The 16,932-nt window shown below is 63.2% G+C and carries 13 protein-coding genes and 1 other RNA gene; 11 read left to right on the forward strand and 3 right to left on the reverse strand.

Annotation, left to right across the window (positions count from 1 at the left end):
- Positions 1-6: 6 nt before the first annotated feature.
- Entirely contained in the window at positions 7-1,215 is a 1,209-nt protein-coding gene (locus LVY71_RS07270; RefSeq protein WP_235099136.1) for a GGDEF domain-containing protein, read from the reverse strand.
- A gap of 296 nt (positions 1,216-1,511) precedes the next feature.
- Between LVY71_RS07270 and LVY71_RS07275 the strand changes: the two genes are divergently transcribed.
- Both LVY71_RS07275 and LVY71_RS07280 read left to right on the forward strand, forming a co-directional pair.
- Positions 1,512-2,051 (forward strand): FecR family protein, encoded by a 540-nt coding sequence (locus LVY71_RS07275; RefSeq protein ID WP_502797538.1) that lies wholly within the window; start codon positions 1,512-1,514, stop codon positions 2,049-2,051.
- Between the two features lie 6 nt (positions 2,052-2,057).
- A complete protein-coding gene (locus LVY71_RS07280; RefSeq protein ID WP_235099137.1) occupies positions 2,058-3,944 on the forward strand; it encodes a CHASE2 domain-containing protein in 1,887 nt (628 codons plus the stop codon).
- Between the two features lie 84 nt (positions 3,945-4,028).
- Here the strand turns inward: LVY71_RS07280 and rnpB are convergent.
- Both rnpB and LVY71_RS07290 read right to left on the reverse strand, forming a co-directional pair.
- Positions 4,029-4,462, reverse strand: an RNA gene (gene rnpB / locus LVY71_RS07285) — RNase P RNA component class A.
- Positions 4,463-4,494: 32 nt separating this feature from the next.
- A complete protein-coding gene (locus LVY71_RS07290; protein WP_235099138.1) occupies positions 4,495-5,271 on the reverse strand; it encodes an N-acetylmuramoyl-L-alanine amidase in 777 nt (258 codons plus the stop codon).
- Positions 5,272-5,607: 336 nt separating this feature from the next.
- Here LVY71_RS07290 and rsmH point away from each other — a divergent pair, with 336 nt between their 5' ends.
- The 9 genes from rsmH to murG all read left to right on the forward strand — a co-directional run bounded on the left by rsmH (position 5,608) and on the right by murG (position 16,784).
- Positions 5,608-6,792, forward strand: coding sequence for a 16S rRNA (cytosine(1402)-N(4))-methyltransferase RsmH (rsmH, locus tag LVY71_RS07295; protein WP_502797539.1), 1,185 nt, complete (start codon positions 5,608-5,610; stop codon positions 6,790-6,792).
- A gap of 1 nt (position 6,793) precedes the next feature.
- Entirely contained in the window at positions 6,794-7,204 is a 411-nt protein-coding gene (gene ftsL / locus LVY71_RS07300; RefSeq protein ID WP_235099140.1) for a cell division protein FtsL, read from the forward strand.
- Positions 7,201-8,949: a peptidoglycan D,D-transpeptidase FtsI family protein gene (locus tag LVY71_RS07305; RefSeq protein ID WP_235099141.1), complete on the forward strand. Its 1,749-nt coding sequence runs from the start codon at positions 7,201-7,203 to the stop codon at positions 8,947-8,949. Before ftsL ends, LVY71_RS07305 begins: the two co-directional genes overlap by 4 nt.
- 36 nt (positions 8,950-8,985) lie before the next feature.
- The gene (locus LVY71_RS07310; protein WP_235099142.1) at positions 8,986-10,434 is read left to right on the forward strand and encodes a UDP-N-acetylmuramoyl-L-alanyl-D-glutamate--2,6-diaminopimelate ligase; all 1,449 of its coding nucleotides are present in this window, start codon (positions 8,986-8,988) and stop codon (positions 10,432-10,434) included.
- Positions 10,431-11,864, forward strand: a complete 1,434-nt coding sequence (locus tag LVY71_RS07315) for a UDP-N-acetylmuramoylalanyl-D-glutamyl-2,6-diaminopimelate--D-alanyl-D-alanine ligase (protein ID WP_235099143.1) — start codon at positions 10,431-10,433, stop codon at positions 11,862-11,864. Before LVY71_RS07310 ends, LVY71_RS07315 begins: the two co-directional genes overlap by 4 nt.
- A 24-nt stretch (positions 11,865-11,888) precedes the next feature.
- On the forward strand, positions 11,889-12,974 hold the full coding sequence (gene mraY / locus LVY71_RS07320) for a phospho-N-acetylmuramoyl-pentapeptide-transferase (RefSeq protein WP_235099144.1): 1,086 nt from the start codon (positions 11,889-11,891) through the stop codon (positions 12,972-12,974).
- A gap of 4 nt (positions 12,975-12,978) precedes the next feature.
- Positions 12,979-14,376: a UDP-N-acetylmuramoyl-L-alanine--D-glutamate ligase gene (gene murD, locus LVY71_RS07325; RefSeq protein WP_235099145.1), complete on the forward strand. Its 1,398-nt coding sequence runs from the start codon at positions 12,979-12,981 to the stop codon at positions 14,374-14,376.
- 142 nt (positions 14,377-14,518) lie between these two features.
- Positions 14,519-15,670: a putative lipid II flippase FtsW gene (gene ftsW / locus LVY71_RS07330; RefSeq protein WP_235099146.1), complete on the forward strand. Its 1,152-nt coding sequence runs from the start codon at positions 14,519-14,521 to the stop codon at positions 15,668-15,670.
- 13 nt (positions 15,671-15,683) lie between these two features.
- Positions 15,684-16,784, forward strand: a complete 1,101-nt coding sequence (gene murG, locus LVY71_RS07335; protein WP_235099147.1) for an undecaprenyldiphospho-muramoylpentapeptide beta-N-acetylglucosaminyltransferase — start codon at positions 15,684-15,686, stop codon at positions 16,782-16,784.
- Positions 16,785-16,932: the final 148 nt, after the last annotated feature.

Consider the following 16,932-nt stretch of genomic DNA (forward strand, 5'->3'; position numbering starts at 1 on the left):
ACGGTGCTAGCGCAGGTTGACCGTCTTTCTGGTGACGGCGTTGTGATCCTGGAAATCGTCGCCGTCGATGAGTGACGGAACGAGATGCGGTGCAGCGGCGTAGACCGCGAAGCCGCTTCGTGTTCGCTTGGCCTGATAGAGCGCCTGATCGGCGCGGCCGAGCAGCTCGTCGGGCGTCAGGTCTTCGTTGGACATCAGGGCGATTCCGACGCTGGTGCCGATTTCGATGACGTGTCCGTTGACGCTGTAGTGCGAGCTGATGTCCTCGACGATGCGCGCTGCCAATGCGGTGGCCTGTTCGCGTGTGGCCACGCCGGTTTGCACCAGCACGAATTCGTCGCCGCCTAGCCGCACCAGGAGGTCGCTCGCCCGGGTCAAGCGCATCAGCCGCCGCGCGACTTCCTGCAGGATCGCGTCACCGGCAGGATGACCGTAAAGATCGTTCGCTGCCTTGAAGCGGTCGAGATCGAGGCTGTGAACGGCGAGGCTGTAGCCGTTGCGCTGCGCGTCGGCGATAATGGTTTCCAGATTCTCGTTGAACCCGAGCCGGTTGGCGAGGCCTGTCAGCGCGTCGCGCTGGGCGAGACCGGCGAATCTCCGCTTGAGCATGAGCTGGCTGACGATTGTCTCGTAGGAATGCTGGACGACATCGAAGGCGCCGATCATGAAAATGATCATCGACAAGCCGAGGCAGAGATACATCATCCCGCCGTGAAAAATGCTGGCGATGGCTGGTGGGACAGCGACCACCAGCAGATTGAACAACGCGAGGCGCGGCCGAAAAGCCACGCGCGTGATGGTGCCGGCAGCGTAGGAGAACAGGACGCCGACGATCAGCATATGAACCGTCGGCTCGGGCAGCATGAAACAGCGCACGCCCATCGCCGAGACGAGGACACCCGTTGCAACGCTTCGGGTTGCAAAACGCTGTTCCCATACGCCGGCTTCGGCGCTCGACAACGGAGAATCTGCGGCGGCCCGATGATAGTTATGCACCATCCACATGCGTTCACACGAAATCAGAACGTTCGCGGCCGCCAGTGCCAGCACGATAGCATCGCGGGTCTCGATGAAGATGGCGGCGCCGATAACGCACTGGCTGATCGCAAACACAGCTATCAGCGGCGTGGCGCTGAACAGGTCGCCGATCAATTCAGCATAGATGCTCTCGGGAAGCCGACGCTCGCGAAGCAATTGCAGCGGTGAAAAGATCATGGGATTGGCGATTCATCCTTGCGCCCGGCCCCGGGCCTCGCCGTCCGTTCTATCTGGAGTGCGTAAAATGAAGGCACCGGGAAATGATCTAACTTGACCGATCTGGAACCATGGGGCGATATTTCGGCATGTTCTCGGCGCATCGCTTTCAACAAGATTTGTGCGGCGCAATTTGCGCTCCACCGCCCGAGATTTGTGCTTAGGTTCCAGCAGCGAGCCTGGCCAGTTGCTCTCGGTCCCGCGATTGGAGTTGCCGTTTCCCTGGCGATGTTAAGTCAGGCTCAGGAGGCATTGTTATGAATTCGTTGAGCACGATTGTCGGTGGTCTGGGTGGCGCTTTTCTTTTCAGCATGGCCGGGGCGGGCGGTGCTGTGGCGCAGGCTGTCGGCGGCGGCTGCGTGCTGGAGCAAACATCTTTTGTCGCGCGACAGGTTCTGCACTGTGGCGGCGGTCTGACGATCACTCCCGAGGCCGGCGCTGAATACACGCTTCTGGATCGCGACGGGAACGGCAAAGCCGACGCCGCCAATCTTCGCGGCAAGGCGTTGCTGATCGACGCGCCCAAAGGCAGCCTCGGCAAGGCCGGTTTCGTGGTCACAACGCCACAGGCGATCGCCGCGGTGCGCGGCACGAGATGGGCGGTGGATGCGGAAGGCGCCAAGACATCGGTGTTCGTCGCCAGAGGCCGCGTGTCGGTGCGCCGGACCGCGGGACGAGGGGCGGTCATCCTTGGTTCTGGCGAGGGCGTCGACGTGGAGGCGACCACCGGTCCGCTGATCGTCAAGCGCTGGCCGGCTGCTCGCGTCGCGGCGTTGATGGCGCGCCTTGGTCAGTAATCATCCATGAAGCGCTGGTCGTTTCAGACGCTGGCGGCCGTTGCTCTCGCGGGGCTGTGGGGACTGGGGCTCGGCCTCATGCACCTGCGCGGTGACACACGATTTCTCGATCGCTTCGAAGCCACGATGACCGATCTGCGAACGCTGTTTCGCGGCAGGATCGATCCGCCCGATCTGGTGAAGATCGTCACGATCGATGATGACGTGGTGTGGAACGAAGGCGGCTATCCTCTTCCGCGCACGGCGCTCGCAAGAATCATCGGCGGGGTTGCGCGCCTGCAGCCCAAATTGGTCGTGGTTGATCTGCTGCTCGTCGATCCTGGTTCGGAGGAGGGCGATCAGGCGCTGGAGCAGGCGCTTGGTCAGGTGCCCAGCGTGATCGCTGGTGCCGCGGTGTTCGCGGAGGGCAAGCAGTGGATCGCATCCGGCGATACCGGGCCGATGGCGGGCGTGCCAAGTGCAGACCGGTTTCTGTTGCCGTTACAGCGTTTCGCGGATCGCGCGGCGGTCGGCATCGTCAATGTGGTGACCGATCAGAGCGGAACGCCGCGATTTTTCCCGATGCTGTTCCGGCGGGGCAGTCGCATCGAAGCCTCGCTGCCGTTGCGGGTCGCGACCGCCGTGGCGGCTGAAAATGCGGGCGTGGAGTCGAACCGCCTGACGCTTGCGGGCAGATCGATACCGACCGACGTCAGTCACGTTCTGCCTTTGGCGTTCTATGGCCCGAGCGGCACGATCCCGACCTTCAGCGCGGCAGCCGTGCTGAATGGTCAGATCACCCCGGAAATGATCAAGGATCGAATTGTGGTGATCGGGGCAACCGTCACCGGCGGCGGTGATGTTTTTCCGACGCCATTCGATTCAGTGTTGCCCGGTGTCGAAGTCATCGCCACCGCCATCACTCACCTGGTCGCCGGCGATGGAGTGCTCCGGGATCGCACCGTGCGGCTTGCCGATGTTGGTTTCGCGGTCGTCCTGCCTGTGATTCTTGTGGGCCTGCTGGTGTGGCGTCGCAGCGCCATCGGACTGGTTGTGATAGCCGCCGTGTTTCTGATGTCGCTTGGATTGAACTTCGCCGCGTTTTCGCGCGGGATCTGGCTGAGCGCGGCGCTGCCGATGGCTGCGGCCATTCCGCCCGTGATATTGTTCGGCGCGTTGCAACTCTGGCAGGGACGGCGTCGCGCCCAGTACTTTGCGATGAGAAGCGGTCTGCTTCAGCAATTCCAGGCTCCGGTGGTGCGGGATTGGCTGACCCGGCATCCTGATTTTCTCGCGAAGCCGGTCCAGCAGGATGCGGCGATCGTGTTCATCGATCTGTCCGGCTTCACGGCCCTCAGCGAGACGATGGCGGCGGACAGTATTCGCGAACTGCTGAAGTCATTTCATGCCCTGATCGACCGGGAAGCCGTTGCCAGCGGCGGCGTGATCACGAGTTTCATGGGCGACGGCGCGATGATCCTGTTCGGTTTGCCTGAACCCAGGCCGGACGATTCCGCCCACGCCGCGCATTGCTGCGCCAGCCTCTGTGACGGCACTCAAAAATGGCTCGCATCGCTGCCGCCGTTGATCGCGGCGCAACTCGGTTTCAAGATCGGCGCGCATTTCGGAACGATCGTGGCGTCCAGGTTGGGCGGCCGAAGCTATCAGCACATCACGGCGACCGGCGATACCGTCAATATCGCGAGCCGTTTGATGGAAGTCGCCGCGCGGCAAGGCGCAGAACTTGCGATCAGCGACGAGATGCTTCGCGCAGCCGGCACCGGCAATGTGCTGTCGGCCTCAGGTTCTCTCAGCGGACCGATGGACACGCAGATCAGGGGACGATCCCGCTCGCTCAAGGTCTGGCTCTGGAAAAGTTCACGCATCGGCGAAAGCGGGTCGGCGGCCGGTTAGCGAGCGTCACAAATGGCGAGGGGTCCGGCGTGTTTGCGCCGAACCCCTCCTTCTTCGCGCACGATCCGATCGGATCATGCAATCGATATCAGCCGGCCTGTAAGCCGGGTTCTGTAGGGCCTGAATGGTTTGCACCACGCAGACGTGACGGCCATTCCTCTGGGACGCAAGTTACCCTGCGCCTCAAGCAACCTACCCGGACAGCGGGCCTGACATTGCCCCGCGGAGTTATCGCTCGACGAGCGAACTGTCCGCTATGCCGTCCCTATTCGGTTTTGCTCCCGGTGTGGTTTGCCATGCCGTCTCCGTTGCCGGAAACGCGGTGCGCTCTTACCGCACCTTTTCACCCTTACCGCATCCCAATTCTTGCGAACCAGGATGGGGCGGTTCGTTCTCTGTGGCACTTTCCCTGGGGTCGCCCCCGCCGGACGTTATCCGGCACCGTATGTCGATGGAGCCCGGACTTTCCTCTCCGGCGATCTTTCGATCCTTGCCGGAGCGGCCGTCCAGCCGACTGACGCCGCAGTGATGGGCGCGCGTGGCCGCCAGGTCAAGAGGTGAGGGTGATTTCTCTCGGCAGCAGCGCCAGCAGATCGTGCAACGTGGTCAACGTCGACTGATCGGCGACGCCGTCCACGCGCTCAGGCCGGAAATGCCGCTGGAAGGCAGCGACCACATCCATGGTCGCGGTGTCGTACTGGCCGCTGAGCGGAACGCCGTAACCGAACCGGCTGAGCGAGCGCTGCAACGCGAGAACATCGTCACCCGATGCGCCCAGCAGTTTCTGTTCGCCGTCGACGATCGGCGCGGGCTCGGTCCACAGACCGACGCCGGAATCCGCCAGCAGGCGCCACGGGAATTTCTCGCCGGGATCTTTCTTTCGGCCCGGCGCGACATCCGAATGCGCCAGCACGCGGTGCTTCTGAATATCGCGGCGGATCATGATGCCCTTGCAAAGTGCAATCACCGCCGCGACCTGCCGCAACGGAAAATCGGTGTAGCCGAGATCATGACCGCGATTGACGATCTCGATGCCGATGGAGCACGAGTTGATGTCGGTCTCGCCGCCCCATGACGATGTGCCGGAGTGCCATGCACGCGCGGATTCGCGCACGCACTGGACGATGTTGCCGTCCTCGAGCACGACATAATGCGCGGAGACTTCGGTGCCTTCGGTGCAGAGCCGCACGATCGCGCTCGCTGCATCAGCCATGCCGGTGTAGTGCAACACGATCATGTCGGGCGACAGCACGCCTTTGCGGTCGCCGTAATTGGGCGATGGCGTCACGGTCGAGACGACAGACGAATCCGGCACGAAACTCAGCATGTCAGCAGTACCCCTGGACGGAATGGTGGGACGCTGATGCCTCGAATCAAATCCAGCAGACTCAAACGATCCTCTGGTCATACAGAAAGCTCAAAGCAGGCAAGAGAAGGGCGGTATCCGGGAATGAAACGGCAATGGGCCTGCAGCGCAATCGCACGAGTTCCATTACCCCCAGGAACCTCGCGCATGGCTCCGCTGCTGAAAAGCCTTCTTAAACTCGATCCGTGTCGTGAACCCTTCCTTAACGATAACTGCCGCTACTGAAGGGTGGAGAGTCGCGCCGAAAAAGGGGCGGCTGCGGTTCATCGATGCGAAAAAAGCCCCGCGAAAAACCTCATGGCCGGCCAGAAAATCCCATGTGGAACCTCGAATTTGCGGCGAGTCATCGCAAGCGCCTCCGCGTTCCGGTCGATTTGGGCTTCGGAACGGGCCAGTCTGGGGTTATTCGGCAGGGATCTGGCGGATCGGCCGGGATATTCCGGACGGCATGCCGCCGTCTTTCACCGGCAGGCCTTTGAAATGTCGCCCGACGATGCACCCGTGCGCCATGTTCCAGTTCTCGGCCGCGAGGCGGTCGAGGCGCTCGCACCGCGGGACGGTGGTGTCTATGTGGATGCGACGTTCGGTGCCGGCGGATACAGCCGCGCCATCCTGAAAATTCCCGGCACCCGCGTCATCGGTATCGATCGCGACCGCACCGCCATCGCCGGGGGTTTCGAACTGGTGGAGTCGTCCGCCGGCCGGCTGACGCTGGTCGAGGATCGCTTCTCGAATCTTGCGGACGTTTGCGCCGCGCAAGGCATTGCCGCCGTCGATGGCGTCGTGATGGATGTCGGCGTGTCGTCGATGCAACTCGATCAGGGCGAGCGCGGGTTCTCGTTCCGGCTCAATGGCCCGCTCGACATGCGGATGGGTCACGACGGTCCGACCGCCGCCGATGTGACCGCGAAAGCGTCCGAGACCGATCTCGCCAATATCATCTATATCTTCGGTGAAGAGCGGCATTCGCGCGCCGTCGCCCGCGCCATTGTCGCGGCGCGAAAGGAAGCGCCGATCACGACGACGCGGGCGCTGGCCGACATCGTGTCGCGCGTCGTGCGCTCCAAGCCGAATGAGATTCATCCCGCGACCCGCACCTTCCAGGCGCTGCGCATCTTCGTCAACGAAGAACTGGACGAGTTGCATGCAGCCCTTGTGGCGGCGGAGCAGGTCTTGAAACCGGGTGGACGCCTTGCGGTGGTATCATTCCATTCGCTCGAGGATCGCATCGTCAAGAATTTCCTCAACGAGCGGGGCAAGCGCGGTGGCGGCTCGCGGCATCTGCCGGAAGTCGATCAGGCGCAGCCGAGCTTCGAGATTCTCACCAAGCGTCCCATCCTGGCAGATGACGACGAGGTCGCGGCCAATCCCCGCGCTCGTTCGGCGAAGCTGCGCGTTGCCGAACGCACCGCTGCGCCGGCCCAGCCCGAGACGGCCTCGTTCGACTGGCCGCAACTGGCTGACGTGATGAGGGGAGGCTGACATGCGCGTCGTCCATCTCTTCGTCATCTGCGCGCTGATCTTCGCGGCGTCCTATGTCTACCGCGTCAAGATGGAATCCACGGTGCGGACCGAGCGCGTGCTGAAGCTGCGGGCGGACATCCGCGAGCAGCGCGACACCATCGCGGCTCTCAAGGCGGAATGGGCCAAGCTCGAGTCGCCGAAGCGCTTACAGGATCTGGCCTCGCGCCATCTGTCGCTGCGTCCGATCGAGGCCACGCAATACGACACGCTGAAGAACCTGCCGCCGCGGCCGCCGAGCTTCGTCAAGCCGGGCGATCCCGATCCGATCGGCACCATGATTGAGAGCGTCGATCAGGAAGCACTGGCGTCGGGTCCGCAGGATCAGGATTCGATCACCGGCTCGGTGCCCTTGCCGGAGGGCGCGCGATGACCAATCAGACACCCGACATCACGCGACCTCCTGAACCTTGGAGTCAGCGGCTGATCCGCACGCTGCTTTACGGGCGCAATGTCGATCGCTCCGCCAAGGCGCGCGTACGCGTAGGTCTCGCGATGGTCGCTTTCGGCCTGGTCTTTTCGGTGATCGCGGGCCGCCTGATCATGTTCGCGGTGGTTGGCGAGGGGCACGGCACACGGCGGACGGCATCGCAGGACGCCATCGCCACTGCGCGGCCGGACATCGTTGACCGCAACGGCGCCATCCTCGCCACCGACGTCAAGACGCCGTCGCTGTTCGGCGAACCTCGCCGCCTGATCGACAAGGACGAAGCCATCGAACTTCTGACCGCGACGATGCCGGACATCGATGCCGGCGAGGTGCGTGACCGTCTCTCCTCGAAGAAGGGCTTCGTCTGGCTGAAGCGTGAAATCACGCCGCAGCAGCAGAAGGACATCTATCGTCTCGGCATTCCCGGCATCGGCTTCCTGCGCGAGAACAAGCGTGTCTATCCGAGCGGCCCCGTGGTGTCGCATCTGATCGGCCATGTGAACATCGATAACCAGGGCATCGCCGGCATCGAGAAGTGGCTCGACGGCAACGGCCTTGCCGACCTGCATCGCGCGGGCTTCGCCACGGATCGTTTGCAAAAGCCCGTCGAGCTTGCAGTCGATCTGCGGGTCGAGCATGCGCTGCGCGACGAACTGCTCAAGGCCAAGGACAAATACAAGGCCAAGGCAGCGGCCGGCCTGGTCTCGAACGTGCAGACCGGCGAGATCGTTGCCATGGTTTCGGTGCCCGACTACGATCCGAACAATCCGCGCGAGGCCAACGACCCGACCCGCATCAACCGCTTGACCACGGGCGTGTTCGAAATGGGATCGACCTTCAAGTCGCTGACGCTAGCGATGGCGCTGGATTCCGGGCGGGCGACCATCAACACACTTTATGACGCGCGCGCGCCGCTGGTCTACGGCAAGTTCAAGATCCATGACACGCATAATCTTGGCCGCTCCGTACCCTTGTGGGAGGTGTTCACCGAATCCTCCAACGTCGGCGCAGCTCGTATCGCGCTGTCGATGGGTGTCGAGGCGCACAAGGCATTTCTGCGCAAGCTCGGCCAGCTCTCGCGACTGCGCACCGAACTGCCGGAAAGCGCCGAACCGCTGGTGCCGAAGCGTTGGGGCGAACTCAACACCATCACGATTGCTTTTGGTCACGGCATGGCGGTGGCGCCGTTGCAGGCGGTGATGGGAATCAATGCGCTGGTCAATGGCGGCTATCTCATTCCACCGACCTTCCTCAAGCGGTCGCGTGAAGATGCGATGCAGGTTGCCAAGCAGGTGGTCAAAGCGGAGACCAGTTCCAGCATGCGCTACCTGATGCGGCTGAACGCGGAGAAGGGCACGGCGCGCAAGGCCGACATCAAAGGCTATTATGTCGGCGGCAAGACCGGCACCTCGGAAAAGGTTGTCAACGGCCGCTATTCCAAGAAGCAGGTGCTGAATTCCTTCACGGCGATCATGCCGGCGGACAATCCGCAATATCAGCTGCTGATCATGCTGGACGAACCCCAGGGCCTGCCGGAAACCCACGGCTTTATTACCTCCGGCTGGAACGCGGTGCCGACCGGCGGCAAGGTGATTGAGCGGATCGCGCCGCTACTCGGCATGACGCCGCGGTTCGATTTGCCGCCGTCCGAGCGCCTTATTCTTGCGGCATCGAAGGAAAGCCGGTAACCGCTCACGGAGTTTGCGGACCGGGGCCGGGGTGAGATGAAGCTAGGCGAGCTTTTCAATGGGGATGCCGTCGTGGACGCGCAACATGCCGATGTTGCGGTCACCGGCGTCGCTATGGACAGCCGCGCGGTGAAGCCGGGCGACGTGTTCTTCGCGCTGGCGGGCATCAAGACCGACGGTGCACGCTTCATCGATCAGGCCATTGCCTCGGGTGCAGTTGCAATCGTCGGCGATCGGATTCCGGCGAGTGACAGCCGCGTTCCCTTCATTGCCGTGCCGAATCCGCGCCGCGCGCTGGCGTTGGCCGCCGCGAAATTCTATGTAAATCAGCCCGCGGCCATCGCCGCCGTCACCGGCACCAGCGGCAAGACCTCCGTCGCGGTGTTCACGCGCCAGATCTGGCAGCGTCTCGGTTATGCCTCCGCGAGCATCGGCACGATCGGACTGGTCGCGCCAAAGCGCACCGTCTACGGATCGCTGACCACGCCGGACCCGGTGGCGCTGCATCGTTCGCTTGCCGAACTGGCGGAAGAAGGCGTGACGCATCTCGCGCTCGAAGCCTCCTCGCACGGTCTCGATCAGCACCGCCTCGACGGCGTGCGCGTGAGTGCCGGTGCCTTCACCAATCTGTCGCGCGATCACATGGATTATCATCCGACCGTCGAGCATTATCTCGCGGCCAAGCTGCGGCTGTTCACCGATCTTGTTGTGGATGGCGGCGCAGCGGTGATTTCCGCCGATCACGAGCATTCGCAGGCGGTGATTGATACCGCGCGCAGGCGCAAGCTACGGATTCTGACCGTGGGCCGGAAGGGCGAGGGCATCAGGCTTCTCGATGCGATGGTTGATGGCTTTGCGCAGAAACTGACTCTTGAACATAACGGCAAGCGCTATCAGGTGCGGCTGCCGCTGGTGGGTGAATTCCAGATCGAGAACGCGCTCATCGCAGCGGGACTTGCACTTGCGACGGGCGGCGATGCCGATCGCGTGTTCGCGTCGCTGGAAAAACTCGAAGGTGCGCCGGGACGGCTCGAACTTGTCGGCGAGCGCAACGGCGCGCCGGTGTTCGTGGACTATGCGCACAAGCCTGACGCATTGGCGAAAGCGCTGGAAGCGCTGCGGCCATACACCAGACGCAAGCTGGTTGTGGTGTTCGGTGCGGGTGGTGACCGCGACGCAGGCAAGCGTCCTTTGATGGGAGCGATCGCTGCGGAGAACGCGGACATCGTGATTGTCACCGACGATAATCCGCGCTCGGAGAATCCGGGATCGATCCGCTCGGCGATCATGGCAGCGGCGAAAGGCGCGAAGGATATCGGCGACCGGGCCGAGGCCATTCGTATCGCTGTTGCAGGATTGCAGCAGGGTGATGCGCTCCTGATTGCGGGCAAGGGGCACGAAACCGGGCAGATCATCGGAGATAAAGTGTTGCCGTTCAGCGATCACGAGGCCGCAGCGGCCGCTTTGGCGGAGCATGCCGCATGAACGCATTGTGGACGAGCGCGGCGATGGCCGAGGCGATGCGTGCCGCAAAGCGCGGCACGCTGCCGAATGATGTCACCGGTATTTCCATCGATAGCCGGACGCTGATGCCGGGCGAAGCGTATTTCGCCATCAAGGGCGATGTGCATGACGGGCACGATTTCGTCGAGGCTGCGCTAAAGAATGGCGCTTCACTGGCTGTTGTTGACAAGATCCACGCCGACAAATTCACCGCCGCTGCGCGGCTGTTGATCGTGGACGATGTGCTCGCGGGCCTCGTCGATCTTGCCCATGCATCGCGTGCGCGTCTTGGCGCGAAGGTGATCGCGGTGACCGGTTCGGTCGGCAAGACCTCGACCAAGGAAGCGCTGCGCACGGTGCTTGGCGCGCAGGGCGCCACCCATGCGTCGGTTGCGTCGTTCAACAATCACTGGGGCGTGCCGCTGTCGCTGGCGCGGTGTCCGGCGTCAGTCAAGTTCGCGATCTTCGAGATCGGTATGAACCATCCCGGCGAGATCACGCCGTTGGTGAAAATGGTGCGGCCGCATGTTGCGATCATCACCACGGTCGAGCCGGTGCATCTGGAATTTTTCTCCGGCATCGAGGCGATCGCCGACGCCAAAGCGGAAATCTTCGCGGGACTGGAGCCCGGCGGCGCGGCGGTGCTTAACCGCGACAATCCGCAGTTCGCGCGTCTGAGCAGGAGTGCGAAGACCGCGAAGGTCAAGCGCATCGTGTCGTTCGGCAGTGACGAAAAAGCCGATGCGCGGCTGATCGACGTGTCGCTGCACCCCACCTGTTCGGCCGTGCAAGCGCACATTCTCGGTCACGATGTCACCTACAAGGTCGGCATGCCGGGCCGCCACATGGCGATGAATTCGCTGGCGGTGCTCGCCGCGGCGTCGCTGGCGGGTGCGGATCTTGCGCTCTCCGCGCTTGCATTGGCGCATCTCAAGCCGGCGGCCGGGCGCGGCGTGCGCGAGGTACTGACCATGACGGAAGGTTCCGCCACCCTGATCGATGAGAGTTACAACGCCAATCCGGCCTCGATGAAGGCTGCCATCACTGTGCTCGGCCAGGCCAGTGTCGGTCCGCGCGGACGGCGCATCGCGGTGCTGGGCGATATGCTGGAACTCGGCGCCGCCGGTCCCGATCTGCACCGCGGCCTCAGCGAGGCGGTCACCGCCAACAACATCGACGCCGTGTTTTGTTGTGGTCCGCTGATGCGCAACCTGTGGGAGGCCCTTCCTTCCGCGAAGAAGGGCGGCTATGCCGATAGTTCGGCTACCCTTGAGGAGCAGGTCACCGCCGCTATCGGCGCGGGGGACGCCATCATGGTCAAGGGCTCGCTTGGTTCGCGGATGAAATTGATTGTGACCGCGCTGCAAAAGCGCTTTCCAGGACAAGCTGCGCTCGACGACATCACGGTCTGAGAGTGACGGCATAAGGCGGTTTGAATGTTTTATTGGCTCACCGAATTGGCCGGCACAATTCCCGGCATCAACGTGTTCCGCTACATCACCTTCCGCACCGGCGGCGCGATCGTCACCGGCGCGCTGTTTGTGTTCATGTTCGGCCCCTGGACCATTGACCAGCTTCGTCTGGCTCAGGGCAAGGGCCAGCCGATCCGCGCCGATGGTCCGCCGACGCATCTGGTCACGAAGAAAGGCACGCCCACCATGGGCGGCCTGATGATCCTGTCCGGATTGATCGTTGCCACGCTGTTGTGGGCTAACCTGCGCAATCCCTATGTCTGGATCGTGCTGCTGGTCACGCTCGGCTTCGGGCTGGTTGGTTTCTATGACGACTACCTGAAAGTCTCCAAGCAGACGGACAAGGGATTTTCCGGCCGCGCCCGGCTCGGGGTCGAAGGCTTGATTGCTCTGGTCGCGTGCAGTTGCATCGTCTGGTTCGGCCGCAATGCGTCGGTCACGGCGCTGTCGATCCCGTTCGTCAAAGAGTTCATGCTCAACATCGGCTGGTTCTATGTGATGTTCGGCATGTTCATCATCGTCGGCGCGGGTAATGCCGTGAACCTGACGGACGGCCTCGACGGCCTCGCCATCGTGCCGGTGATGATCGCGGCGGCAAGCTTCGGCATGATCGCCTATCTCGTCGGCAATGCCGTGTTCGCCGAATATCTGCAGATCCGCTACGTCCCGGGCACCGGCGAACTTGCGGTGCTGTGCGGCGCGGTGCTGGGCGCAGGTCTTGGATTCCTCTGGTTCAACGCGCCGCCGGCCTCGATTTTCATGGGCGACACCGGATCGCTCGCGCTCGGCGGCATGCTTGGCGCCATCGCGGTCGCAACCAAGCACGAGATCGTGCTGGCGGTGATCGGCGGACTGTTCGTGATCGAAGCGTTGTCCGTCATCGTCCAGGTGGCGTCGTTCAAGCTGACCGGCAAGCGCTTCTTCCGCATGGCCCCGATCCATCATCATTACGAGCAAAAGGGCTGGACCGAACCGCAGATCGTGATCCGGTTCTGGATCGTGTCCGTGATGTTGGCGCTGATCGGCCTTTCGACGCTGAAGCTGCGGTAGTCCCGTGATCCCCATCACCTCCTTTGCGGGCAAGACGGTTGCGGTGTTCGGCCTCGGGGGATCGGGGCTCGCAAGTTGCTACGCGCTGAAGGCCGGTGGTGCCGAAGTCATCGCCAGCGACGATACGCCGGCGAAATTGGCGCCGGCGGCGAAGGCCGGTTTCATTACGGCCGATCTGCGCAGTGTGTCGTGGGACAATTTTGCGGCCTTGGTGCTAACGCCTGGCGTGCCGCTGACTCATCCGCAGCCTCACTGGACGGTATGGGCCGCGAAGCAGGCCGGTGTGGAGGTGATTGGCGACATCGAATTGTTTTGCCGCGAGCGCAAGCGTCACGCGCCCGACGCGCCATTCGTCGCCATCACCGGCACCAACGGCAAATCCACGACCACGGCGCTGGTCGCGCATCTGATGCGTGAAGCCGGTTATGATACGCAGATGGGCGGCAACATCGGCACCGCGATCCTATCGCTAGAGCCTCCGCAGATGGGCCGCGTCCACGTGATCGAGATGTCGTCGTACCAAATCGATCTCACGCCGTCGCTCGACCCAAGCGTGGGCATCCTGCTTAACGTCACCGAAGATCACATCGATCGTCACGGCAGTATCGAGCACTACGCGGGGGTGAAAGAGCGGCTGGTCGCAGGCGTGCAGCGCGATGGCACGGCCATCGTCGGCGTCGACGATCATTTTTGCGCGGCGATCGCGGATCGCGTCGAGCAGGCAGGCAAGAATGTCGTCCGCATCTCGGTGAAACATCCGGTGGCCGACGGCATTTGCCTCGAAGGCGATACCATTGTGCGCGTGGCTGGTGGAGCGCGCACGCGGATCGCCAGTATCCGGGACATCGGCTCGCTGCGCGGATTGCATAATGCGCAAAACGCTGCCTGCGCATCGGCTGCCGTGATCGCGCTCGGCGTCGGCACGGATGCGCTGCAACAGGGCTTGCGCAGCTTTCCGGGCCTCGCGCATCGCATGGAGCAGATCGGCCGCAACGGCCGCGTGCTGTTCATCAACGACTCCAAGGGAACCAATGCGGATGCCGCCGCGCGTGCGCTGTCATCGTTCAGGGATATTTTCTGGATCGCCGGCGGCAAGCCGAAGACCGGCGGCATTGAAAGCTTGCGCGAATTCTTTCCGCGGATCCGCAAGGCCTATCTGATCGGCGAAGCGGCGAAGGAATTTGCGGCGACGCTCGGCGATGTTCCGCACGAGATCAGCCAGACGCTGGAGCAAGCGGTGCCGCAGGCCGCGCGTGACGCGGAGGCCTCGGGACTTGCGGAGCCCGTCGTGCTGTTATCGCCCGCGTGCGCATCGTTCGACCAGTTTCCGAATTTCGAGAAACGTGGCGATCGTTTCCGCGCGATCGCGAACGCGTTGCCCGGCGGCATGACGCCTCCCTGAGGGTGGCCTGGCTCTGCATGTTGCGGGGGCGTTTCAGACACTTTGACGAGATATTTTCGCGTATCCGTCCATCTTTAACCCTCCGGAAACCATGATGCGGGAGTAATACCCCGTTAACCTATGGCAGAGGGGCAGACAGCCCATGATTTCCCGCGAGCAGCGCACGCCTTTCAGCGAATGGTGGTGGACGGTCGACCGGCTGTTGCTGGCCGCGTTCATGACGCTGATGATCGCGGGCGTGATCCTGTCGCTGGCCGCGAGTCCTCCGGTCGCGGTGCGCATCGGCCTCGATCCGTTTCACTTCTTCAACCGCCACGTGCTGTTTCTCGTCCCTTCCGTGATCGTGATGCTCGCGGTGTCGTTCCTGTCGCCGCGGCAGGTGCGGCGAACCGCGTTGCTGGTGTTCGCGATCAGTATCGTGCTGGTGGTGGCGACGCTGTTGCTCGGGCCGGAGGTGAAGGGCGCGAAGCGGTGGATCACCATTCTCGGCATCAACATTCAGGCCTCGGAATCTTTGAAGCCCGCCTTCGTCGTGCTGGTAGCGTGGCTGTTTGCGGAATCCGCCCGGCGGCCCGAGATGCCAGCGACCTCGATGGCGCTCGGCGTGCTGCTGATGACGGTGACGCTGCTGGTGCTGGAGCCTGACTTCGGCCAGACCATGCTGATCCTGATGGTGTGGGGCACGCTGTTCTTCATTGCCGGCATGCGGATGATCTGGGTGTTCGGCCTGATGGGCGCGGGTGCGGTCGGATTGTTCGGCGCCTACATGCTGGTGCCGCATGTCGCGGGCCGTATCAAGCGCTTCATGGACCCGGCTTCAGGCGACACTTTCCAGGTCGACATGGCGATGGAATCTTTCACCCATGGCGGCTGGTTCGGGCAGGGGCCGGGCGAGGGCACGGTGAAACGCATTCTTCCGGACAGCCATACCGACTTCGTCTTCGCGGTCGCTGCCGAGGAGTTCGGAATCATCCTGTGCCTCGTGCTGCTGGCGCTGTTCGCCTTCATCGTCATCCGCGCGCTGTCGCGCGCCTATGCCAGCGAGGATCTGTTCGCGCGCTTCGCGGCGGCAGGGCTAGCGATCATGTTCGGCATTCAGGCATCCATCAACATGGCGGTGAACTTGCATCTGATGCCTGCGAAAGGCATGACGCTGCCGTTTATTTCCTACGGCGGCTCGTCGATGATTTCGCTGGCCTATGGCGTCGGTATGCTGCTGGCGCTGACGCGGCAGCGGCCGCGCGTCGAAATGGAATCGATCGGCGCCGCCAACGCTGCGCACAGCTTCGCATAACGCGAGGACTGCGATGCCCAACAGGCCTCTCATCATGCTGGCGGCGGGCGGAACGGGCGGTCACCTGTTTCCTGCCGAAGCATTGGGGGTTGCGCTGATGAAGCGCGGCGCGCGCGTGCGGCTGATAACGGATTCCCGTGCGGTGCGTTACGGCGGTTTGTTCTCTCGCGACATGATGGATGTGGTGCCGAGCGAAACCGTGCGCGGGCGCACACCGTGGGCGCTGGCGCGCACCGGTGCGATGCTTGCCGCTGGCGGCGCGATGGCGCTGGCGCTGTTGCTGCGGCAAAAACCGAAAGCCGTCGTCGGCTTCGGCGGCTATCCGACGCTGCCGCCGCTGCTCGCTGCCAGGCTGCTTGGCATCCCCACCGTGATTCATGATTCCAATGCCGTGCTCGGCCGCGCCAACCGCCTGCTGTCGACGCGGGTGAACGCCATTGCGACATCGTTGCCCGGTGTGCTGGATCGCGATCCGGCATTGGCAGAAAAGAACACCGTCACCGGCACGCCGATGCGGCCCGCAATTCTCGCCGCCGCTGCTGTGCCCTATGGTTCGCCGGATACGACAGGACCGCTGCGCCTTCTGGTGACAGGCGGCAGTCAGGGCGCACGCATCATGGCCGACATCGTGCCGCCCGCGATCGAGCGGCTGGAGCCGGCGCTGTGGCGCAGGCTCAGTCTGGTGCAGCAGGTTCGCGAGGAAGACATGGCGCGGGTGCGCGGGGTCTACGATCGCCTCAAGATCGAGGCCGAACTTGCGCCGTTCTTCACGGATTTGCCGGCGCGGCTGGCGTCGTCGCATCTGGTGATCTCGCGCTCTGGCGCAGGCACCGTCGCCGAACTCGCGGCCATCGGACGCCCTTCCGTTTTGGTGCCGCTACCCGGAGCGATCGATCAGGATCAGTTCGCCAATGCCGGCGTGCTGGAGAAAGCCGGCGGCGCGATCCGGATTGCGCAAACCGAGTTCACGCCGGATCGTCTCGCCGCGGAAATCTCTGCGCTCGCCGCCGATCCCGCCCGGCTGACCGCGATGGCCAGCGATGCGCGCTCGGTCGGCAGGCTCGACGCCGCCGAGCGTCTTGCCGATCTCGCGGTGAAGGTGGCGGGTATCTAGCGATCGCGCGCCGCATTCGCTGCCCGATGCCGGATGTTACGCGCACCGCGCAGAATTTTTTCGCTCATCACAAGCCCGTGATTTTGTTGCATTGCACTGTCTTGAATCGAAGACCTCCATGATGGGGCACTCCGCTCCCGAAATTCAC

The sequence above is a fragment of the Bradyrhizobium sp. G127 genome (genome assembly GCF_021502575.1).
GTDB lineage: Bacteria > Pseudomonadota > Alphaproteobacteria > Rhizobiales > Xanthobacteraceae > Afipia.

Bases quoted from the DNA above. Each gene is read 5' to 3' on its own strand.
- murG (WP_235099147.1), top strand. From the start codon at position 15,684: ATGCCCAACAGGCCTCTCATCATGCTGGCGGCGGGCGGAACGGGCGGT.
- ftsL (WP_235099140.1), top strand. From the start codon at position 6,794: ATGCGCGTCGTCCATCTCTTCGTCATCTGCGCGCTGATCTTCGCGGCG.
- rsmH (WP_502797539.1), top strand. From the start codon at position 5,608: ATGGCCGGCCAGAAAATCCCATGTGGAACCTCGAATTTGCGGCGAGTC.
- LVY71_RS07275 (WP_502797538.1), top strand. From the start codon at position 1,512: ATGAATTCGTTGAGCACGATTGTCGGTGGTCTGGGTGGCGCTTTTCTT.
- LVY71_RS07270 (WP_235099136.1), bottom strand. From the start codon at position 1,215: ATGATCTTTTCACCGCTGCAATTGCTTCGCGAGCGTCGGCTTCCCGAG.
- LVY71_RS07315 (WP_235099143.1), top strand. From the start codon at position 10,431: ATGAACGCATTGTGGACGAGCGCGGCGATGGCCGAGGCGATGCGTGCC.
- LVY71_RS07290 (WP_235099138.1), bottom strand. From the start codon at position 5,271: ATGCTGAGTTTCGTGCCGGATTCGTCTGTCGTCTCGACCGTGACGCCA.
- LVY71_RS07280 (WP_235099137.1), top strand. From the start codon at position 2,058: ATGAAGCGCTGGTCGTTTCAGACGCTGGCGGCCGTTGCTCTCGCGGGG.
- LVY71_RS07305 (WP_235099141.1), top strand. From the start codon at position 7,201: ATGACCAATCAGACACCCGACATCACGCGACCTCCTGAACCTTGGAGT.
- mraY (WP_235099144.1), top strand. From the start codon at position 11,889: ATGTTTTATTGGCTCACCGAATTGGCCGGCACAATTCCCGGCATCAAC.
- ftsW (WP_235099146.1), top strand. From the start codon at position 14,519: ATGATTTCCCGCGAGCAGCGCACGCCTTTCAGCGAATGGTGGTGGACG.
- LVY71_RS07310 (WP_235099142.1), top strand. From the start codon at position 8,986: ATGAAGCTAGGCGAGCTTTTCAATGGGGATGCCGTCGTGGACGCGCAA.